This window comes from Mesoterricola sp. JemC181 (assembly GCF_055384585.1).
The window spans coordinates 1,025,795-1,047,538 of the sequence record NZ_AP045076.1 but is presented as its reverse complement, the minus strand read 5'-3'; the positions used below and the strand labels follow the sequence as shown (position 1 = coordinate 1,047,538).

Annotated in this window: 14 protein-coding genes; 2 read left to right on the top strand and 12 right to left on the bottom strand. The window is 70.5% G+C overall.

Translation table 11 applies throughout. The features are described 5' to 3' along the window. The first annotated feature begins 2 nt into the window (after window positions 1–2). Window positions 3–533 carry a hypothetical protein gene (locus ACZ5MC_RS04700; protein WP_306599164.1) on the top strand — a complete coding sequence of 177 codons (531 nt, stop codon included), beginning with the start codon at window positions 3–5 and terminating at the stop codon, window positions 531–533. 11 nt (window positions 534–544) lie between these two features. Next, the gene (locus ACZ5MC_RS04695) at window positions 545–1,042 is read left to right on the top strand and encodes a hypothetical protein (protein WP_306599163.1); all 498 of its coding nucleotides are present in this window, start codon (window positions 545–547) and stop codon (window positions 1,040–1,042) included. A gap of 20 nt (window positions 1,043–1,062) precedes the next feature. Here the strand turns inward: ACZ5MC_RS04695 and ACZ5MC_RS04690 are convergent, their stop codons facing one another. The 12 genes from ACZ5MC_RS04690 to ACZ5MC_RS04635 all read right to left on the bottom strand — a co-directional run bounded on the left by ACZ5MC_RS04690 (window position 1,063) and on the right by ACZ5MC_RS04635 (window position 21,725). Then, window positions 1,063–1,656 (bottom strand): hypothetical protein, encoded by a 594-nt coding sequence (locus ACZ5MC_RS04690; protein ID WP_306599162.1) that lies wholly within the window; start codon window positions 1,654–1,656, stop codon window positions 1,063–1,065. Between the two features lie 106 nt (window positions 1,657–1,762). Continuing rightward, complete coding sequence (locus ACZ5MC_RS04685; protein ID WP_306599161.1) at window positions 1,763–3,088, bottom strand: sensor histidine kinase; 1,326 nt, start codon at window positions 3,086–3,088, stop codon at window positions 1,763–1,765. Next, window positions 3,085–4,446, bottom strand: coding sequence for a sigma-54-dependent transcriptional regulator (locus ACZ5MC_RS04680; RefSeq protein WP_306599160.1), 1,362 nt, complete (start codon window positions 4,444–4,446; stop codon window positions 3,085–3,087). Before ACZ5MC_RS04680 ends, ACZ5MC_RS04685 begins: the two co-directional genes overlap by 4 nt. A 26-nt stretch (window positions 4,447–4,472) precedes the next feature. Then, window positions 4,473–6,866, bottom strand: a complete 2,394-nt coding sequence (locus tag ACZ5MC_RS04675) for an ABC transporter permease (protein ID WP_464517146.1) — start codon at window positions 6,864–6,866, stop codon at window positions 4,473–4,475. Window positions 6,867–6,868: 2 nt separating this feature from the next. Next, a complete protein-coding gene (locus tag ACZ5MC_RS04670) occupies window positions 6,869–9,277 on the bottom strand; it encodes an ABC transporter permease (RefSeq protein ID WP_464517145.1) in 2,409 nt (802 codons plus the stop codon). Between the two features lie 11 nt (window positions 9,278–9,288). After that, complete coding sequence (locus tag ACZ5MC_RS04665; RefSeq protein WP_306599157.1) at window positions 9,289–9,984, bottom strand: ABC transporter ATP-binding protein; 696 nt, start codon at window positions 9,982–9,984, stop codon at window positions 9,289–9,291. Window positions 9,985–10,002: 18 nt separating this feature from the next. Continuing rightward, window positions 10,003–11,247, bottom strand: coding sequence for an efflux RND transporter periplasmic adaptor subunit (locus ACZ5MC_RS04660; RefSeq protein WP_306599156.1), 1,245 nt, complete (start codon window positions 11,245–11,247; stop codon window positions 10,003–10,005). A gap of 155 nt (window positions 11,248–11,402) precedes the next feature. Continuing rightward, a complete protein-coding gene (locus ACZ5MC_RS04655; protein ID WP_464517144.1) occupies window positions 11,403–12,527 on the bottom strand; it encodes a fatty acid desaturase in 1,125 nt (374 codons plus the stop codon). A 128-nt stretch (window positions 12,528–12,655) separates the two neighbouring features. Then, window positions 12,656–14,236 carry a sensor domain-containing diguanylate cyclase gene (locus ACZ5MC_RS04650; RefSeq protein WP_464517143.1) on the bottom strand — a complete coding sequence of 527 codons (1,581 nt, stop codon included), beginning with the start codon at window positions 14,234–14,236 and terminating at the stop codon, window positions 12,656–12,658. A 96-nt stretch (window positions 14,237–14,332) separates the two neighbouring features. Next, window positions 14,333–17,443 carry a multidrug efflux RND transporter permease subunit gene (locus tag ACZ5MC_RS04645; RefSeq protein WP_306599140.1) on the bottom strand — a complete coding sequence of 1,037 codons (3,111 nt, stop codon included), beginning with the start codon at window positions 17,441–17,443 and terminating at the stop codon, window positions 14,333–14,335. Continuing rightward, the gene (locus ACZ5MC_RS04640; RefSeq protein WP_464517142.1) at window positions 17,440–20,541 is read right to left on the bottom strand and encodes a multidrug efflux RND transporter permease subunit; all 3,102 of its coding nucleotides are present in this window, start codon (window positions 20,539–20,541) and stop codon (window positions 17,440–17,442) included. Before ACZ5MC_RS04640 ends, ACZ5MC_RS04645 begins: the two co-directional genes overlap by 4 nt. After that, entirely contained in the window at window positions 20,538–21,725 is a 1,188-nt protein-coding gene (locus tag ACZ5MC_RS04635) for an MdtA/MuxA family multidrug efflux RND transporter periplasmic adaptor subunit (RefSeq protein WP_464517141.1), read from the bottom strand. The genes ACZ5MC_RS04640 and ACZ5MC_RS04635 overlap by 4 nt, the downstream gene beginning before the upstream one ends. Window positions 21,726–21,744: the final 19 nt, after the last annotated feature.

Sequence of the window (21,744 nt, the reverse complement as noted above, 5' to 3'; positions counted from 1 at the left end):
CCATGCGCGCATTCCTGCTTCCCTTCGCCTTCGCCCTGTGCGCCCAGGCCCAGACGCTCACCCCGGATCCCTGGGCGCCGGTGCGGTTCCTGTCGGGGGAGTGGACCGGGGTCTCCTCGGGCGAACCCGGCACGGGCACCGCCCAGAGGACCTACCGTTTCGTCATGGGGGCGAAGTTCCTCCACGAGCGCAACGTCTCCACCTACCTGCCCACCGCCGCAGGCAAGCCGGGCGAGGTGCATGAGCACTGGAGCATGTTCAGCTACGACAAGAAGAGGAAGCGCCTCGTGGTGCGCCAGTTCCACCAGGAGAGCTTCGTCAACCAGTACGCCTTCGACGAGGACCTGAGCTCCCCGAAGCGCCTGGTCTTCGTGTCGGAAGCCTTCGAGAACCTGGACAGCCGCTGGCGGGCCCGGGAAGCCTACGACCTGGTCTCGCCGGACGAATTCCGGGAGACCTTCGAGATCGCCCCGCCGGGCAAGGATTACGCCGTCTACGCCACGACCGTGTTCAAGCGTGTGCCCGCCAGGTGAAAGGACGTCCCATGCTCCGCACTGCCCTTTTCTCGCTCGCCTGCGCGGCCCTGGTTGCCCAGGCGCCGGACCCCTTCGCGCCCGTGCGGTTTCTCGCCGGCGACTGGGAGGGAGAGGGTTCAGGCGAACCCGGCAAGGCGTCCGGCGCGTTCTCCTTCCGGTTCGAATTGGACGGCAAGGCGCTGGTGCGCCGGAGCTTCGCGGACTATCCCGCCCGGAACGGACGCCCGGCCGCACGCCATGAGGACCTGATGACCGTCTACGCCGAGGGCGGGAAGCTCAAGGCCTTCTACCTGGACAACGAGGGCCACGTGATCCGCTACGACGCCGCGGTGCTGGCCAAGGGCGAAGGGGTGGCGTTCCAGAGCGAGGCGGGACCGGGGCCGGGTTTCAGGCTGACCTACCGGAGCAGGGGGGACGGGGTGGTCTCCGTGGCCTTCGCCATCGCGCCTCCGGGGAAGCCGGACGCGTTCACCACCTACGTCGAAGGTACCAGCCGGCGGAAATAGCCTTCCGGCGCTCCGGGGGGTCAGTGGAACCTGGGGAAACGGTACTCGAGGCTGACCGCGAAGTAGCTCATCGGGCGCTCCTCGTTCCCCACCTGGTAGCTCAGGTTGTAGTCGTGCCGGCCCGTATTGATCGCGGCGGCGTAGCGGGCCTCCAGGGCGAGCTGCCGGGTGAGCCTGACCTGGACCCCCGCGGCCGGCACGATGGAGGCTCCGGACCGCTTCCCCCCGTAGGTCCGGAACGAGGCGCCTCCATTGGGCCCGATGGCCTGCTGGCCCAGGGTCTGGGACCACGCCATGGCGCCGATCCCCAGGATCGCACGCACCTTCCCGTTGCCGGGCATCCAGTCGCAGCCGAGCGTGACGGCGCTGCCCTTGCTCTCCATGGTCGTCCAGGTGTCCCAGGTCCGGTTCGGACCGAAGGTGACGCCTTCCAGCCGCAGGCGCCCCTGGGACCGGAAATACACGTTGAGCCCCGCGACGAGGGCATTGGCCGCGTGGAGCTCCGTCGGGATGGCGTACCCGGCGGCGATGCCCACGCGCGAGGCGGCGCCCTGGCCGTGCAGGAGGGGGGCGCACATCGCCGCGAGGAGGAAGGCTTTCATTCTGTCGTTCATCGATCGCTCCGATCCTGGGAAGGCCCTGGGATCGCGCGGCATGACCCGGCCGGGGCCGGCCGATGGATCCGGGCGAAGACAGGAAGGCTGGGATCCTTCAACCCTATCAGGTTCCCGGGGCGGGAGAAGCGTCGGCATCCGGGTCCAGCGGCAGCCGCAGGACGGCCCGGGCCCCGGGTCCGTCCTCGCGGTTGGCCAGCACCAGGCTCCCGCCGTGGGCCTCGGCGATCTGGCGGCTCAGCACCAGGCCGATGCCGCTGCCGCCGGACTTGGTGGTGAAGAAGGGCACGAAGAGGTTCCCTCCGGTGGGCAGGCCCTGGCCGCGGTCCTCCACGAGGATCTCCACGGCGCCGGGGTGCAGGGACCAGCGCAGGTCCACGGGCCCTTCCCCGGCGTCCACGGCGTTGCGCACGAGGTTGATGAGGGCCTGGGCGATCTGGTCGCCGTCGGCCTGCAGGGTCACGGGGGGGCCCGGGAGGACCCGCACCTGCCGGCGCTGCTCCAGCCCGGCCACGCGCCGGGCCAGGGACTCCAGGTCGGCGGGGGCCCTGCGGGGCTCCGGCAGGCGCGCCAGCTGGGTGTAGCCCTCCATGAACCGCCCCAGGCCCTGGGCCCTCGAGGCGATGATGCCCAGGCCCTGGCGCGCGTCGTCCATCCAGTCCTCGCCCTGGCGCTCCAGGATGCGGATGAGGCTTTCGCCCAGGGACTGGATGGGGGCCAGGGAGTTGTTGATCTCGTGGCCCAGGACGCGGATGACCCGGTGCCACACCTTGCGCTCCTCCTCCCGCAGGGGCCGGGTGAGGTCGGAGAGCACCAGGAGCCGGTGGGCGCGCCCCCCCTGCCTGAAGGTGCCCCGGCGCAGCTCGAAGCGCCCGGCGCGCCCCGGGAAGGCCATGTCGGCCAGCACCGAGGCCTCGCCCTCCAGGGCTCCGGCCAGCCCCAGCTCGGAGGCGGGCCGGCCCAGGAGCCGCTCCTGGGGGCTGCCCAGCAGCAGCGCCCCGGCCCGGTTCACCAGCCGCAGCAGGCCGTCCCCGTCGAAGGCGAAAACGGCCACGTCGATCTCGGCCATCACCGCCCGCAGGAGCGCCGTGGCCTCCATGGCCTTCATGCGCTGCTGCTGCAGGAGCTCGCTGAGGGTGTTGAGCTCGTGGTACACCGAGCCCAGGGCGTCGGCCAGGGCCGGCTCCCGTGCGCGGAAGGAGTAGTCGCCCTCGCGGATGGCGGCCAGGAGGTTGGAGAGGGTCTGCAGGGGACGCTGCACCCGTGCGCGGATGGAGCGGGCGGCGATCCACGCCGCCCCGGCCGCCGCCAGCAGGAGCAGGGCCCGGGCCGGCCAGGGCCACGGGCTGCGCGCCAGGAGGAGCCCCGAGAGCGCCACGGCGGGCAGCGCGCCCAGGAGGGCCTGGAGCTGCATCCGCCGGTCGTGGGTCATGCGGAGATGCCGAGCTTGGCCATGCGGCGGTACATCGCGCTGCGGGAAAGGCCCAGGGCCTCCGCGGCCGCGGTGGCCCCGCCGTGGCGGGCCAGGGCCTTGCGGATGAGCAGGGCCTCCATGTCCTCCAGGCTCAGGTCGTCAAGGGCGGGCGCCGCGGCGCCCTTCGCGCCCAGCAGCAGGTCGGGGGCCGTGATCCACGGGCCGGGGGCCATGAGCAGGCTGCGCTCCACGGCGTGGGCCAGCTCGCGCACGTTGCCGCGCCAGGGGTGGGCCAGCAGGGCCTTCTGGGCGCCGGCGTCGAAGCCCGCGACGGCCTTGCGGTAGCGCCCGGCCTTCTCCTCCAGGAAGCGCGTGGCCAGGGGCAGGATGTCCTCGGGGCGCTCGCGCAGGGGGGGCACGCGCAGCTCGATGGTGTCCAGCCGGAAGCGCAGGTCCTGGCGGAAGCGCCCCGCGGCCACCTCGGCGTCCAGGTCGGCGTTGGTGGCGCTGAGGATCCTCACGTCGGCGCGCAGGGTGCGGCTCGACCCCACCCGCTCGAACTCCCCGGTCTCCAGCACCCGCAGGAGCTTGGCCTGCAGGGCCAGCGGGGCGTTGGCGATCTCGTCCAGGAAGAGGGTGCCGCCGTCGGCCAGCTCGAAGCGCCCGGCGCGCTCCGTCCTGGCGTCGGTGAAGGCGCCCTTGACGTGGCCGAACAGCTCGGACTCCAGCACGCCTTCGGAGAGCCCGCCCGCGTTGAGGGTGAGCAGGGGCTTGTCCGACCGGGAGCTGGCGGCGTGGAGGGCCTGGGCCAGGAGGCTCTTGCCCGTTCCGTTCTCGCCCGTGATGAGCACCGAGGCGTCCGAGGGCCCGATGCGGCGCACCATCTCCATCACGTGGACCATGGCCTCCGAGGCGGCCACGATGGCCGGCGCGCCCTCGCGCAGGATGCGGTTCTCGGCCTCCAGGCGCCGGCTCTTCCGCAGGGCCGCGGCCAGTTCCAGGTGGGTGCGCAGGGTCGCCAGGAGCCGGGCGTTCTCCCAGGGCTTCTGCACGAAGTCCTTGGCGCCCCGCCGCATGGCCTCCACGGCCAGGTCGATGCTGCCCCAGGCCGTCATGACGATCACCGGAAGCCCGGGCTCCCGGGCCTGGATGCCCTCCAGCAGGGCCAGGCCCTCCACGCCGGAAGTCGTGTCCTGGCTGTAGTTCATGTCCATGAGCACCAGGTCGGGCCGGCCCGCGTCCAGGGCCGCGAGCGCGGCCTCCGGGGAGGCCGCGGTGTCGGTCCTGAAGCCCTCGGACTTCAGGAGGAGCCTCAGGCTCTCGCGAACATCGGGCTGGTCGTCGGTGATCAGGATGCGGGGGGCGTTCGAGGGCATGGTGGGGTTCCGGGGTCCGTACTATCCTACTCCGCGCGCAGGGCCACGGCGGGGTCCACGCGCGCGGCGCGCAGGGCCGGGGCCAGGCAGGCCAGGACGCCCCCCAGGCCCACGAGTCCCGCGGCCAGCCCGTATGCCACCGGGTCCAGGGGACCCACCCCGTGGAGCTGGGACTGGAGGCCCCGGGCCAGGGCGAAGGCCAGGACGAGGCCCGCGGCGCCTCCCGCTGCCACCATGCGCAGGCCCTGGCCCACCACCAGGCCCAGGAGGTCGAAGCGGTCCGCGCCGAGCGCCGCGCGGATGCCCATCTCCCGCCGGCGCATGCCGGTGAGGTAGCTCACCACCCCGAAGATCCCCGCGCCGGCCAGCACCAGGGCCAGCAGGGCGAACCCGCCGAAGAGGATGCCCCGGGCGCGGGCATCCTTGCGGTTCAGGTCCATGAGGTCGGCCATGGTGCGGACCGGGCCCAGGGGCAGGTCGGGATCCACCTCCCGCAGGGCCTGCCGGAAGGAGGGCAGGAGCGCGGCGGGGGGCGCCGCGGCACGGACGACCAGCACCAGGCCGGGCGCCGTGATGTAGGCGGGGCCCGGGTCCAGCAGGGGCATGTAGAAGCCCGGCCGCGCGGGAACGGCCAGCGACTCGTGCCGCACGTCGCCCGCGACGCCCAGGACGGTCATGCCGTGGCGGTCCTCGGCGTCGATGAAGACCCTCCGCCCCAGCGGATCCTGGGCGCCCCAGTGCCTCCGGGCGAAGGACTCGGTGACGATGGTGGCGTCCTTGTCGGTGGGCTCGAAGTCGCGGCCCCGCACCAGCGGAACGCCCAGGGCCTTGAAGAGGCCCGGGGCGGCCCGGTAGCAGAACGCCAGCTGGTCGGCCTGGGAGGGCACCCCCGGCTCCAGGTCGTAGCCGGCCTGGCGCATGGAGCCCGAAAGGGGGAGGTTGTCCATGACCGAGGCGCCCAGCACCCCGGGGACGGCCTCCAGCCGGGCCTGGATGCGCCGGGCGAAGTCCCCCTGGGCGGCGTTGCCGGGGTACCTGGAGGCCGGGAGGGACACCTGGATGATGATGGCCGAGGGTTCGAAGCCGGGGGCCACGGTCTGCAGGTGGACCAGGGTGCGCAGGAGGAGGCCGGCGCCGATGAGCAGCGCCGTGGCCAGGGCGGTCTCGGATGCCACCAGCAGGCCCGCGAGACGGTGCTGGCCGGGCGTGCCCGAGGCGCGCACGCCGCCCCTCAGGGCCGGACCGGGATCCACGGCGGAAAAGCGCGAGGCCGGCAGGAGCCCCGAAAGCAGGGCCGAGGCCAGGGACAGCACAAGGGCGAAGAGGGCCTCCGGGAGGCCGCCTGCGGCCGGGGGCAGCCCCAGGAGGGCCGCGAGGCTCGACAGGACCATCCGCGCCGCGAACCACCCCAGCGCGGCCCCCAGGAGGCCCAGGAGGAAGCTCTCCGCCAGGAGGAGGCGGAACATCCGCGCGCGGCCTGCCCCCATGGCGGAGCGCACCGCCAGCTCGAGGCTGCGGCGGGAGCCCCGGGCCAGGAGCAGGTTGGCCACGTTGGAGCAGGCGATGAGCAGCACGAAGCCCACGGCCCCCAGGAGGGCCCACAGGGTGCCCCGGGCGTCCTTGACCACCTCGTCCCGCAGCGGCGCCACGCGCACCGTCTGGCCGTGGGCCAGGCCCGGCGATGCGGCCAGGATGCGGGCGGCGACGGGCCTGAGTTCCTCCTCGGCCTCCCGCGCCGTGACGCCGTCCCGCAGCCGGGCCACGGCGGTGAGCCAGTGGCGGCCGCGGTTGGCGCGCTCGGCCCCGGTCAGGGCCAGGGGCATGAAGATCTCCGAGCGTCCCACGCGGTGGGCCAGGTCGAAGCCCGGGGGCAGCACGCCCACGACCAGGACGTCGTTGCCGTCCAGGCGCAGGCTCCGGCCCACGAGGCCCGGATCGCCGCCGTGGCGCCGCCAGAACTCGTGGGTGAGGAGCGCCACCCTGGCCGCGCCCGGGGCGTCCTCCTCCGGCAGGAAGCCCCGGCCCAGGGCGGGCTTCACTTCGAGCACGTCCAGGAAGTTCCAGGAGACCCGGCCCAGGCGCACGCGCTCGGGCTCATGGTCCCCGGAGAGGTTCATCGCCCCGGTGCTCAGCGCGCACATGCCCCGGATCCGGGTGGATTCCCGCTGCCAGTCCAGGAAGTCGGCGGCGGAGAAGTAGTCGCGCAGGACGGCCCGGGAGGGGACCTGCTCCCAGAGGGCCACCAGCCCCGAAGGCCTGCCGTAGGGGAGGGGCTTGAGGAGGGTGCCGTCCACCAGGGTGAAGATGGCGAGGTTCACCCCGATGCCCAGCGCCAGCAGGACCGCGGCCAGGACCGTGAACCCGGGGGTCCGCGCCAGGGACCGGAGGGCCCATTTCAGGTCGTCGGCGAGTCCGGTCATCGTCACTCGTTCCGCAGGGCCACCATGGGGTCCACCTTCGTGGCCTTCAGGGCGGGCAGGAGGCAGGCGACGGCGCCCACCAGGGCGAGCAGGCCCGCCACCGTGGCGAAGGTCGCGGGGTCCCAGGACCTCACGCCGGCGATCTGCGCGTCCAGGGCCCGGCCCATGGCCAGGGAGATGGCGACCCCCGCGGCCACGCCGGCAAAGGCCATGCGAAGGCCCTGCCCCACCACCAGCTTCAGCACGTCCCGCACCTGGGCGCCCATGGCCATGCGGACCCCGATCTCCCGGGTGCGCTGGGCGGTGAGGAAGGTCACCACCGCGTAGATGCCGACCGCCGCCAGGAGCAGCGCCAGCCCCGCGAAGGAGCCCAGGAGGATGCTCCGGGCCTGCGCGTCCTGGCGGTCCCGGGTCAGGACCGTCTGCATGGTCCGCGGAAGGCCCAGGGGCAGGTCGGGGTCCACTTCACGCACCACGCGCTTGAGCACCGGGATCATGCCCACCGGATCCGGAACCGTGCGCAGGACCACCAGGAAGCTGGGGATGGGGAACCCCTCCGTGGAGAGGCCGGCCATGGGGAAGTACATCTCCGGAACCGCGCCCTTGGCCAGGCTGGCGTGGCGCACGTCGCCCACGACGCCCACGATGGACAGGAAGGGCTCCTCCTTGCGGTCCATGGAGACCCTGCCCTCCAGGGGGTTCGAGCGGGGGAAGTGCTTGCGGGCGAAGGCCTCGTTCACGAGCATGGCCCCGGCTTCCTGGGGGGCGAGGTCCCTGCCCCGGAGGACCGGGATGCCCATGGCCTTGAAATAGCCCGGAGTTATGTGGTGGTTGAGGGCCTCCTGGCCATCCACCGACTCCTGGTCCCCCACGTCGTAGGAACTCGAACTGGTCGAGCCCACCAGGGGCGGCGTGTCGTTGAAGCCCACGGCGGTGATGCCCTGGGTGGCCTCCAGCCGGCGCTGGAGTTCGACCATGAAGGCGTTGCGCGAGGCGGCGTCCTTGTACTTGTAGCGGGGGAGGGTGATCCGCGCCACGAGCACATGGTCGGAGCGGAAGCCCGGGTCCACGTTCTGGAGGTGCACGAGGCTCCGGAGCATTAGCCCCGCCCCGATGAGCAGCGCGGTGGCCAGCGCCGTCTCGGAGGCCACCAGGAGGCCCCGCAGGCGCGGGTGGGACGCCGTGCCGGAGCCCTTGCCCTCCTTGAGGGAATCCGCGAGGTGCAGCCGTTCGGCGTTGAGCGCGGGCACCAGCCCGAAGAGGACCGCGGCGCCCAGGGAAAGCAGGAGGGTGAACAGGACCACCCGCGCGTCCAGGGGCACGGGTTCGATTCCCGCGCGATTGCTGCCCAGGACGGCCACCAGGCCGTTCAGGGTCCAGTGGCCCAGGAACAGGCCGGCGGCGCCTCCCATGAGGCCGAGCACGAGGCTCTCGGCCAGGGCGCTCCACACCAGGGCGCGAGGGCCGGCCCCCAGGGCTGCGCGGATGGCCATCTCCCGCTGCCGGCGCGAGCTCCGGACCAGCATGAGGTTCATGAGATTGGCGCAGGCGATGAGGAGCACGAAGGCCACGGCGCCCCACAGCACCAGGAGGGTCCCCCGGGCGTTGACCACCACCTGGTCCTGGAGCCGCACGACCTTTGCGGTGAAGTGGCGGTTGGAGTCCGGGTAGGCCGTGGCGAGGGCGGCGGCGATGCGCTTGAAGTCGGCCTCGCAGGAGGCGACCGTCGCCCCGGGCTTCAGCCGGGCCACGGCCCCCAGGAAGTGGCTGCCCCGCTGGTCCAGCTGGTCCTTCGTGAAGGCCATGGGCACCAGGATGCTGGTGCCGCCGATGCGGTGGTTGAAGCGGAAGCCCTTGGGCATGACTCCCACCACCGTCGTGTCCATTCCGCTCAGGCGGATGGAGCGGCCCACGATGCCGGGGTCGGCGCCGAAGCGCCGGGCCCAGAAGTCATGCATGAGGACGACGGCCCGGGGCCCCTCGGTGTGGTCCTCCTCGGGCAGGAAGTCCCGGCCCAGGACCGGGTGCACCCCCACGACCCGGAAGAAGTTCCAGGAGACCCGGGCGGTGGGGACATCCTGGGGTTCCTGCTCGCCGGTGAGGTTCAGGGAATCGTTGGTGAGGGCGGCCATGCCCTCCACCTGGCCCGCGTCCCGCTGCCAGTCCAGGAAGTCGGGGGCCGAAAGGGGGTTGTCGGAGCGGTCCCGCACGGGCACGGCGCCCCACACGGCGACGAGCCGGTCCGAGTCCGGGTAGGGCAGCGGCTGCAGGAGCACCCGGTCCACGAGGCTGAAGATGGCGGCGTTGGCCCCGATGCCGAGCGCCAGGATCAGCACCGCCAGGGCGGTGAAGCCGGGGCTCTTGAGGAGGGAGCGCAGGGCGCGGCGGAGGTCGTCGAGGATGGGGTGCATGGGATTCTCCGTCAGGCCCTTGCCAGGGATTCCTCCACCACCCGCCCGTCGAACAGGTGGATGGTGCGGTCGGCGTGCTGGGCGAAGCGCTGGTCGTGGGTGACCATGCAGATGGTGGAGCCGCGGCGGTGGAGCTCCTTCAGGAGGTCCATGACGGCGTCGCCGTTGGTGGAGTCGAGGTTCCCGGTGGGCTCGTCGGCCAGGAGGATGGAGGGCCGGCCCCCCACCGCGCGGGCCACGGCCACGCGCTGCTGCTGGCCGCCGGAGAGCTGGCTGGGGAGGTGCTTGGAGCGGTGGGACATGCCCACCTCCTCCAGGGCCTCCATGACGCGGGTGCGGCGCTCGCCCAGGGGCAGGCCGCGGTACACGAGGGGCAGCTCGACGTTCTCGTAGACCGTGAGGTCGCCGATGAGATTGAAGCTCTGGAAGATGAAGCCGATCTCGTGGTTGCGGATGCGGGCCCGCTCAGAGAGGTTCAGGCCCGCCACGGGCTTGCCGTTGAGCGTGTACCGGCCGTGGGTGGGCGTGTCCAGCAGGCCGAGGATGGAAAGGAGGGTGGACTTCCCGCAGCCGCTGGGGCCGGCGATGGAGATGAACTCCCCTTCCTGGACCTCCAGGTGGATGTCGGAGAGGGCGTGGGTCTCCACCTCGTCGGTGGTGAAGACCTTCCGGATGGCGTCGAGCTGGATGATGGAACGGGGGGACATGGGGACTCCTGGAGGGGGTTATTTGATCCGGATGCGGTCGGAGGCGTCCCAGGCGCTGGTGTCCGAGAGGATCACCTGGTCCCCGGGCTTGAGGCCGTCGAGCACTTCGATGGTCGAGACCGAGCCGCGCCCGAGCCTCACTTGCACGCGCTGGGCCTCGGAGCCGTCGGGGCTGAGGCGGTAGAGGCCGAGGGTGCCGTGGGCCTGGGCCTGCACGGGCCTGCCGACGAAGACGCCGTCGGCGGCGCGGTCCAGCTCGACGATCCCTTCGACGCTCAGGTCGGGCCGGGCGCCCTTGGGCAGCGCGCCCTCGAGGCTGGCGTCCACCAGGACGGTGCCGTTGACCACGGCGGGGTCGATGCGCGCCACCCGCCCCTGCACCAGCCCGTTGCGCGTGTCCACGGAGACGGCCTGGCCGATGACGAGGTCCTTGGCCTGCGTCTCGCTGATGCGCAGCTCGGCCTTGAGGCGCGAGGGTTCGGCCACCTTGGCCAGGGTGCTGCCCGGGGCGAGGCGCTGGCCCACCTGCACGGGCAGAAGCTGCAGGACGCCCTTGAGGCCCGCGCGAACCTTGAGCGCCTCCACCTGGCTGGCCTTCAGGAGCCACAGGGCCCTGGCCTGCTCCACCTTGGCGCTGTTGGCGGCGAGCTGGGCTCCCAGGGAGGCCTCGCCGATCTTCAGGCGGTCCTGCTCGATCTGGTAGCGGGTGGTGAGCTCCTCGGCCCTGCCCCGGGCCTGCAGGAGCACCTGGCGCGCCACGAGCCCCTCCTTCTCCAGGCGCTCGTTGGCGTCCAGGTCCATGCGCGCGGAGGCGTAGCTGGCCTTGACCGTGGCCAGGGAGGAGCGCTTGTCCAGCAGAGCCTCCTGGACCCGGGCCTTGGCGCTGATCAGCTCCCCCTCGGCGGCCTTGAACTGCCACTGGGCGTCCAGGGCGGCCTGCTGCAGTTCGGGGTTGGAGAGCTCGAGGATGACGGTGTCGGCCTTCACCGGGGTCCCCGGGAACACGAGGATCTTCTCCACCCGGCTGTCGAACCCGGTGGTGATCCAGCGCACGTCCACCGGCTGGAGGGTCCCGGTGCCCCGCACCTGGAAGACCATGGGCCCGCGCTTGACGGTGTCCACGAGGATGCCCTGGCGCTCCACGGAGGGCACCGCGGGCTTCAGCCGCCCCAGCCCAATGGTGAGCGCCAGGATGCCAAGGCCCGCGCCGCCCCAGGCGTAGTACTTCTTGCGGCTGGGCGGGGTGGTGATGGCGATATCCATGAACGGCTCCGGAAGGTCTGGCCCCCCCAGGAAGCCAGACCCGTGCCTGAATGCCAAGTCCCCTTAAATCAAGATATCGCCTTCCAGGGTTCCGCAAGGGCGCCCCGGAACCGTCCCACTTCCGGGACGCGGCGTCCCACAATCACCGGGCCTTTCTAGGCGTAGGCGAGCCGCCGCACTTCCAGGCGCGCGGTCTTCCATTCCCAGTACGCCACCCGCACCTCCGCCCGGCACTGGATCATGGCGGCCTTCCATTCGGCCTTCCTCAGCACCCAGGCTTCGCGCTTCTGCGCCTTGCGCTCGGCCTTGCGGACCTCCCAGCCTTCCACCTGCTCCTGCATCCGGGCCAGGGCGTGATCCAGGCGGGCCCGGGCGGCCACGAGGCGGTCGGCGGCGGGGGAGCGCGCGGCAAGGCTCGCCAGGAGGGTCTTCTCCTCCATGGCCAGGCGGGCCCGGCGGATGGCGGCGTCCGGCACCCGGCGCAGGCCCCGGGCCAGGCCCACCAGGGCCAGGCTCCAGATGAGCCACTTGGTGGGGTCGAACTGGTACCACTTCACGCCGTTGCGGTAGTCCCACTGGAACATGTGGTGGTAGTTGTGGTACCCCTCGCCGTAGGTGAAGGGCGCCAGGAAGGCGTTGTCCCGGGCGGTGTTCGTGTCGGTGTAGGGCCGCGTGCCGAAGAAGTGGGCGGCGCTGTTGATGAAGAACGTGGTGTGGTGGGTCACCACGATGCGCAGGAGCACGCCAATGATGAGGTAGCCGGCGAGGTTGCCCCGCAGGAGGCCCACCCCCGCGGGGATCAGGGCGACGATTCCGCCGATGAGGAAGTGGTACTTGTGCTGCCAGCGCACCAGGGGATCCTTCTCCATGTCCGCCACGCCCTCGATGGGCGTGCCCTCGGCCAGCATGACCCACAGCCAGTGGGCGTACCAGAAGCCCTTGGTGCTGTTGTAGGGGTCCCGCTCCTGGTCCACGTGGCGGTGGTGGATGCGGTGGCTGCTGCACCACTGCAGGGCGGAGTTCTGGAAGCTGGCCGCGGCCAGGCACAGGAGCACGAACCGCACGGGCCAGGAGGCCTGGTAGGTGCGGTGGCTGTAGAGGCGGTGGTAGCCGGCCGTCACGCCCAGGCCAATGGCGAAGAACATGATCCCGAAGGCCACCCATTCGCCCCAGTGGGTCAGGGAGTGCCGGAACTCCAGGGGCACCAGGACCGCGGCGAGGCCGAGGGTTCCCAGGAGGAACGAGGTATTAAGAAGATCCCAACGTCGTTTATTAGGCACTTGAACTCCCGACCCCCGCCTTCGGAGGTCCCCCATCATCGTTCATATGGCCGAGATCTACAACCTGCAGGTCATTAGAACTCATAAATATCGAGTTGGGCGAACGGACGAGTCGAACGGGCGCTGGGCTAGTCCGCCAGGCTGACCCGGTTCCGGCCGTTGGCCTTGCTGATGTAGAGCCCCTCGTCCGCCCTGGAGATGAACCAGGCGGGGCTCGACTCGGCGCTCACCTGGGCCACGGCGTAGCCCACGCTGATCGTCACCACCTCGGCCACGGAGGAGTCGGCGTGGGGGATGCGCAGGGACTCCACCGCCTTGCGGAACATCTGGGCGGAGAACGCGGCCTGTTCGGGGGTCGAGCCCGAGATGATCACGGCGAACTCCTCCCCGCCATACCGGGCCGGGAGGTCGTCGGCGCGCCGGAACACCTCGCGCATGACCTTCGCCACGGCCTTGAGGCATTCGTCCCCGGCCATGTGCCCATAGTGGTCGTTGTATTTCTTGAAGAAGTCCACGTCCCCCAGGAGGAGCGCGACCCAGCCCCCGGTGCGCCGGGCGCGGCGGACCTCGCTCTCCAGGACCGCGTCGAAGCGCCTGCGGTTGGCGAGCCCCGTGAGGCCGTCCTGCATGGCCATCTCCTGGAGCCGCGCGTTGGCGTCCTCCAGCTCCGCGGTGCGCTCCTCCACGCGCCGCTCCAGTTCCTGGTTGGCCCTGCGCAGCGCCTCGGCCTGCTCCAGGTTCCTGGCGTAGAGGCGGGCGTTGGTGATGGTGAGGGCGGCCCGGTCCGCCAGGCTCTGGAGGGTGGCCTCGTCCTCCATGGAGTAGGCCCGCGAGGAGCCCCCCTTGGCCAGGGTGATGGTGCCGATGGTGCTGCCCTCGGTGCGCATGGGCGCCACCAGGAGGCTGTGGACGCGGAAGTGGTCGAGGTACGGGTGGTAGGCGGGGGGCAGGTGCTCGCGGATGCCCTCGGGCGTGGCGCGCTCCAGGCGCAGGCTCTGGCCCGTTCCGGCCACCTGGCCCGCCCCCAGCAGCGCGCCGGGGCCCAGCACCCCCGTGGCCGTGGGGGCCAGGTTGCGCAGAAGGGGGAGGTAGGCGTCCCCGCCGATGTAGGGCTGGCTGACCACTTCCGTGTGCAGGAGGCCGTCCTCCCCCACCAGGTCGAGGATGCACAGGTCTCCCACGGAGGAGGACATGTGCTGGGCGATGAGCTTGAGGGCGGTCCCGTAGTCCGGGCCCACGCCGGCCAGGGCGAGGGACACCGCGTTCTGGGCCTCGGCCCGCTTGAGCCGGGCGGTGGCCTCCATCTCCAGGCGCTTGCGGGCGGTGATGTTGCCGGCGGTCACCAGGAGGCGGTCCACGCCGCCGATGGACGTGCGGCGCATGTTCAGCTCGAGCCACACCAGCTGCCCGGAGGGATGCGGGCAGAGCCAGTCGAAGGTCTGGGGCTCGCCTTCGATGGCCTTCATGGCCCAGTCGATGGCCACCTCCCGGGTGTAGGGCCAGATGCCCAGGCCGGTGTCGGCCAGCTCCATGCCCAGCAGCCGCTGCTGGCTGAGCCCCAGGAACTCGCCGAAGCGGCGGTTCACGTCCAGGGTGGCGCCGCTTTCCAGGTCCTGGATGAGGATCCCGTCGTTCACGGAATCGTAGATGGCCTGGAAGCGCTGCTCGCTCAGGTAGAGCTCGTTGGGCTCGGGGGACGGCCCGGTCATCCCGCATCCTGGGGAACGTCGTTCGCCACCGTCCGCTTTCGGCCCATCAGGAGATCCCGGGAATGAACCCCATCATGCCCCGATCCCCTGATGTTTTCAACTTTCCAGGACGGGAGCCCCCCGGAGGCGCCCCAGGAACCGGTCCTTGGCCGCCACGAACCACCGGCTGAACCGCGCCATGTAGATGTAGATCACGGGCGTCGTGTAGATGGTCAGCACCTGGCTGACGATGAGGCCCCCCACGATGGCGATGCCCAGGGGGCGGCGCAGCTCCGCGCCCGCGCCGCGGCCCAGGGCCAGGGGCAGGCCTCCCAGAAGGGCGGCCATGGTGGTCATGGTGATGGGCCGGAACCGCAGGAGGCAGGCCTGGAAGATGGCCTCCTCGGTGGTCAGGCCTTCCCGGCGCTCAGCCTCGATGGCGAAGTCGATCATCAGGATGGCGTTCTTCTTCACGATGCCGATGAGCAGGATGATGCCGATGAAGGCGATGAAGCTCAGTTCCGTGCCGCAGATGAGCAGGGCCACCAGGGCGCCCAGGCCCGCCGACGGCAGTGTGGAGAGGATGGTCAGGGGGTGGATCAGGCTCTCGTAGAGGATGCCCAGCACGAGGTACACCGCCAGGAAGGCCGCCAGCACCAGGATGGGCTCGTTGGCCAGGGAGGCCTTGAAGGCCTGGGCCGTGCCCATGAAATTGCCCCGGATGGTGGCCGGGAGCCGGATCTGCTCCTGGGCCTTCTCGATGGCCGTCACCGCGTCGCCGATGGCGACCCCGGGGGCCAGGTTGAAGGTGATGGTCACCGAGGGCAGCTGGCCCTGGTGGGCCACCGCCAGCAGGGTGGTCTCCCGGCTGAACTTCGCGAAGGCCGAAAGGGGCACCATGGCACCGGTGGTGGAGTGCACGTAGATCTTGTCCAGGGATTCGGGGTTCTGCCAGTAGGCGGGGGCCACCTCCAGCACCACGTGGTACTGGATGAGGTCGGTGTACATGGTCGAGACCGGCCGCTGCCCGAAGGCGTCGTAGAGCGTGTTGTCGATCATCTGGGGCGTCACGCCCAGGCGCGCCGCGGTGGGGCGGTCCACCACCACGCTGGCCTGGAGGCCCTGGTTCTGCTGGTCGGTGTTCACGTCGGCCAGTTCCTTGATGCCCCGCATCTTCTCGAAGACGCGGGGGGCCCACTGGAACAGCTCCCGGGACTCGTCCCCCTGCAGGGTGTACTGGAACTGGGCGTTGCCGCCCCGGCCCCCGATGCGGATGTCTTGCACCGGCTGGAGGTAGAGGGTGGCTCCGGCGACCTTGGAGAGCTTGCCACGCAGGCGGTTGATGATCTGGTCGGCGTTGACGTCCCGCTCGTTCATGGGCTTGAGGGCCACGAAGACCCGGCCGGTGTTGGTGGTGCCGCCGCCGCCCACGGAGCCCGAGACCGCGCTCACCGCCGGGTCGGCCTTGACGATGGTGACGAACTCCCGCAGCCGGCCCTTCATGGCCTGGAAGGAGATGGACTGGTCGGCCTGGATGGCACCCATGATCCGGCCCGTGTCCTGCTGGGGGAAGAAGCCCTTGGGCACGAAGATGTAGAGCAGGACCGTGGCGGCCGCGGTGCCCAGGGCCGTCATGAAGGTCAGCCGCTTGTGCCGCAGGACCCAGGAGAGGCTGCGCTCGTAGCCGCCCAGGACCGCCTTGAACCACCGCTCGGAGGCCAGGAAGAGCCTGCCGTGGTGGGCCTCGGAGGCCGGCCGCAGGAGCCGGGCGCACATCATGGGCGTGGTGGTGAGCGAAACGACCATGGACATGAGGATGGCCACCGACAGGGTGACGGCGAACTCCCGGAAGAGCCGGCCCACGATGCCGCCCATGAGGAGGATGGGGATGAACACGGCGCAAAGCGAGATGCTGATGGAGAGCACGGTGAACCCGATCTCCCGCGCCCCCTCCATGGCCGCCTCGTAGGGGGCCAGGCCCCCCTCCAGGTGCCGGGTGATGTTCTCCACGACCACGATGGCGTCGTCCACCACGAAGCCGGTGGCGACCGTCAGCGCCATGAGGGAGAGGTTGTCCACGCTGTAGCCCAGCAGGTACATCACCCCGAAGGTGCCCACCAGGGACACCGGCACGGCGACGCTGGGAATCAGCGTCGAGCGCCAGTCCCGCAGGAAGATGAAGACCACCAGGATCACCAGCCCGATGGAGATCAGCAGGGTCCGTTCAACGTCCTTGACCGAGGCCCGGATGGTCTGGGTGGCGTCGAGCACCTCCTCGAAGGTCACGGAGGGCGGGAGGGAGGCCTTGAGCTGGGGCTCCAGGGCCCGCACCGCGTCCACGGTGTCGATGATGTTGGCCCCGGGCTGCCGGAAGACGGCCATGCTCACCGAGGGCTTGCCGTTGGTGAGGCCGTCGTTGCGCAGGTCCTCCACGGAGTCGGTGACCTTGGCCACGTCCGCCACCCTCAGGGCGGTGCCGCCCTTGAAGGCGATGACCAGGTCCCCGTAGTCCTTGGCCTTGAGCAGCTGGTCGGTGGTGTTGATGATGCTGGTGGTGCCTTCGGTGGTCAGCGAGCCCTTGGGCTGGTTGACGTTGGCCGCCACCAGGACCCGGCGCACGTCCTCGAGGCCGAGGCCCCGGGCGTGGAGGGCGTCGGGATCCACCTCCACCCGCACCGCGGGCAGGGCGCCGCCCCACACGAAGACCTGGCCTACCCCGGGCACCTGGGAAAGGCGCTGCTGCAGGACCTTGGAGGCGATGTCGTACATGTTCTGCCGCGGAACGATGTCCGAGGTGAGCGCGAAGAGCATCACCGGGGCGTCCGCGGGGTTGACCTTGCGGTAGCGGGGGTTGTTGGGGAGGTTGGCGGGCAGCTGGCCCCGGGCGGCGTTGATGGCGGCCTGCACGTCGCGCGCGGCCGCGTCGATGTTGCGGTTCAGGTCGAACTGCAGGGTGATGCTGGTGGATCCCAGGGAGCTGTTGGAGGTCATCTCCGTGATGCCCGCGATGCGCCCGAACTGCCGCTCCAGGGGCGTGGCCACCGAGGAGGCCATGGTCTCGGGGCTGGCGCCGGGCAGGCCCGCCGACACCTGGATGGTGGGGAACTCCACCTGGGGCAGCGGGGACACCGGCAGGAACTTGAACGCCAGGCTCCCGGCCAGGGCGATGGCGATGGTCAGGAGGGAGGTGGCGATGGGCCGCCGGATGAACGGGGCGGAAATGCTCATCGGGCCTCGGCCGGGACGCCGGCCTTGCGCAGGCCCCTGAGCCGGCGCGCGATGCGGTCGAAGGCGAGGTAGATGACCGGGGTGGTGTAGAGGGTCAGCACCTGGCTGAAGATGAGGCCGCCGATGATGGAGATGCCCAGGGGCCGGCGGAGCTCGGCGCCCACGCCCGTGCCCATGGCCAGGGGGACCGCGCCCAGGAGCGCGGCCATGGTGGTCATCATGATGGGCCGGAAGCGAAGCAGGCAGGCCTGGTAGATGGCCTCCTCCGGGGGCAGGCCCTCCTTGCGCTCGGCGTCGATGGCGAAGTCGATCATCAGGATGGCGTTCTTCTTCACGATGCCGATGAGGAGGATGATGCCGATGAGCGCGATGACGCTGAAGTCGGTGCGGCAGATCATGAGGGACAGCAGGGCCCCCACGCCCGCCGACGGCAGGGTGGAGAGGATGGTCACGGGATGGATGTAGCTCTCGTACAGGACGCCCAGCAGGATGTACATGGTCACCAGGGCGGCCAGGATGAGGAACGGCGTGTTGACCAGCGATGCCCGGAAGGCCTGGGCCGTGCCCTTGAACTCGGACTGGAGGCTGCCGGGCATGTCCATGCGGGCCCGGACCTTCTCGATCTCCTTCACCGCGTCGCCGATGGAGGCGCCCCGGGCCAGGTTGAAGGAGATGGTGGCCGCGGGGAACTGCCCCTGGTGGTTGATGGCCAGCGGCGCGAAATTGTTCTCCACCCGGGTGATGGCCGTGATGGGCACGGCCCCGCCCGTGGAGGACTTGAGGAAGACGTTGTCCAGGGCGCGGGGCCCCTCCCGGAACCCCTCCATGGTCTCCAGGACCACGCGGGTCTGGTTCAGCTCCGTGAAGATGGTGGAGATCTGGCGCTGGCCGAAGGCGTCGTACAGGGCGTCGTCCAGGATCTTGGGCGTGATGCCCAGGCGCGCGGCGCTGGAGCGGTCGATGACCAGGCGCGTCTGGAGGCCGTTGTCCTGGAGGTCGCTGGCCACGTCGCGCAGGATGGGGATCTTCGAGATCTCGGCCACGAACCGGGGCACCCAGGTGCCCAGGACCTTGGAGTCGGGGTCCTCCATGGAATACTGGTACTGGGTGCGGCTGACCCGGTCCTCGACCGTGAGATCCTGCACGGGCTGCATGTAGAGCTTGATGCCGTCGATGCGCTCCAGCTCGGGCTTGATGCGCCGGATGATGTCGCTTGCGCTGAGCTTGCGTTCGTCCAGGGGCTTGAGGTTGATCTGGATGCGGCCGGAGTTGAGCGTGGAGTTGGTGCCGTCGACGCCGATGAAGGAGGACAGGCTCTCCACCGCCGGATCCAGGAGGATCACCTCGGCCAGTTCCTGCTGCTTGCGGGCCATGGCCTTGAACGATACCGTCTGGGGGGCCTCGGAGATGCCCAGGATCACCCCGGTGTCCTGCACGGGGAAGAATCCCTTGGGGATCCAGACGTACAGCAGCACCGTGACGCCCAGGGTGCCCACGGCCACCCACAGGGTGGCGGTCTGGCGCTTGAGGACCCAGGTGAGGGTGCGGCCGTAGAAGGCGATGACGGCCTTGAAGACCCGCTCGGAAGACTGGTAGAACCGGCCCTTCTCGTGCTCGGCCTGGTTGCGCAGGAGCCGCGCGCACATCATGGGGGTGAGCGTCAGGGACACCACGGCCGACACGATGATCGTCACGGCCAGGGTCACGGCGAACTCCCGGAAGAGCCTGCCCACGATGTCGCCCATGAACAGCAGGGGGATGAGCACCGCGATGAGCGAGACCGTCAGGCTCACGATGGTGAAGCCGATCTGCTCCGAGCCGCGCAGCGCCGCCTCCATGGGCGGCACGCCCTCCTCGATGTACCGCATGATGTTCTCGATCATGACGATGGCGTCGTCCACCACGAAGCCGGTGGAGATGGTCAGGGCCATGAGGGTGAGGTTGTTCAGGCTGTAGCCCAGGACGTACATCACCGCGAAGGTGCCCACCAGGGACAGCGGGACGGCGAAGCTGGGGATGATCGTGGCCGCGAAGGTCCGCAGGAACAGGAAGATCACCAGGATCACCAGGGCGATGGTGAGCATCAGCTCGAACTCCACGTCCTCCACCGAGGCGCGGATGGTGGTGGTGCGGTCCGTGAGGATCTGCATCTTCACCGCGGCGGGGATGGACGCCTGGAGCTGCGGGAGCAGGGTCTTGATGCGGTCCACCACCGCGATGATGTTGGCCCCGGGCTGGCGCTGGATGTTGAGGATCACGGCCGGGGTCCTGTTCATCCAGGCCGCGAGCTTGGCGTTCTCGGTGCCGTCCACGACCGTGGCGACGTCCTGGAGGGTGATGGGGTTGCCGTTCTTGTAGGCGATGACCAGGGGCTTGTACTGGGCGGAGGAGAGGAGCTGGTCGTTGGCGCCGATGGCGTACGACTGCATCTTCCCGTCGAAGGCGCCCTTGGCCTGGTTGACGTTGGCCGCGCCCACGGCGGTGCGGATGTCGGCCAGCGAGAGGCCGTAGGAGGCCAGGGCCGCGGGGTTGGCCTGCACGCGCACGGCGGGCTTCTGGCCACCGCTGATGCTCACCAGGCCCACGCCGGGCAGCTGGCTGATCTTCTGGGCGAGCCGCGTGTCGGCGAACTCCTCCACCTTGGGCAGGGCCAGGGTGTCCGAGGAGAGGGCCAGGGTGAGGATGGGGGCGTCGGCCGGGTTCGTCTTGGAGTAGATGGGCGGGTTGGGAAGGTCGGCGGGCAGGTAGGTGCCCGCGGCGTTCACCGCGGCCTGCACCTGCTGCTCGGCCACGTCGATGTTGAGGTCCAGGACGAACTGGAGGGTGACCAGGGAGCTCCCCTCCGACGAGCTGGAGGTCATCTGGTTCAGGCCGGGAAGCTGGCCGAACTGCCTCTCCAGGGGGGCCGTGATGGCCGTGGCCACCACGTCGGGGCTGGCGCCGGGGTAGAAGGTCTGCACCTGGATGGTGGGGTAGTCCACCTGGGGCAGGGCCGACACCGGCAGCTGCTTGAAGCCCAGGATGCCCACCAGCATGATCCCGGCCATGAGCAGGGACGTGGCGATGGGCCGGAGGATGAACGGCCTGGATGGATTCATTTGGCGGCCTTGGGGGCGCCCTGCCCTTCCTCGAGGACCTTGCTGCCGGGCCGCAGCTTGTCGAGGCCGCTGACCACGACCTTCTCGCCGGGCTTGAGGCCCTTGCGCAGGGCGGTGACGTCGCCCTCCGTGGCCTGGGGCTCCACGGGCCGCAGCTCGACGGTGGCGTCGGGCTTGATGACGTAGACGAAGGTGCCGGTGGGGCTGCGCTGAACGGCGGCCGCGGGGATCATGAGGACCCCGCGCAGGGTGTCCACCAGGAGCCGGGCGTTGACGAACTGGTTGGGGAAGAGGGCGCCGTCCCTGTTGGCGAACTGGGCCTTGATGCGCACGGTGCCGGTGGTGGCGTCCACCTGGTTGTCCACGGCGAGCAGGGTCCCGGAGGCCAGCCGGCTCGTCATGTCGCGGTCATAGACTTCCACCACGGGCGCCTTGCCGCCCTTGCTGCTGTCCAGCACGCTCTGGATGTTGTCGGCCGGAACGGAGAAGAGCACGTTGATGGGGGAGATGGGCGTGAGGGTGACCAGGCCCGTGGCGTCCGAGGCCTTGACGGTGTTGCCCGTGTCCACCAGGCGCAGGCCCACCTTGCCCGAGACCGGCGCGGTGATGCGGCTGTAGGTGAGGTTGAGCTTGGCGCTCTCCACCGACCCGGTGTCGGCCTTGACGGCGGCCTCGCACTGGTCGACCAGGGCGCTCTGGGTGTCCAGCTGCTGCCGGGAGACGATCTTCTGGTCGAACAGGGACTGGATGCGCGCCAGGTCCATGCGGGCGTTGCGCAGGACGGACTGGTCCTTGGCCATCTGCCCCTCGGCCTGGAGCAGCTGCACCTGGTAGGGCCGTGGGTCGATGGTGATCAGCAGGTCGCCCGCGGCCACCAGCTGCCCTTCCCGGAAGTGGATCTTCATGATCTGGCCATCCACCCGGGTCTTCACCGTCACCGCGTCCGTGGGCACCACGGTGCCCAGCCCGGAGAGGTTCACGGGCATGTCCCCGGTGCGGGCCACCCCCGAGGCCACCGGGACAGCCCGCTGGGGGGGCGCCGCCTTGGCGCCGCCTGAGAGGCTCTTCACCGTCACGATCCCCGCCACGGCGACCACCACGGCGAGGCCCAGCCATAGCTTCCACCCCTTGCGGGAGGTGCCGGCTTCGAGAGGATTATTGAGAACCGATTCGTTTGCGTCCATGGGGAGCCTAGACCTGTAG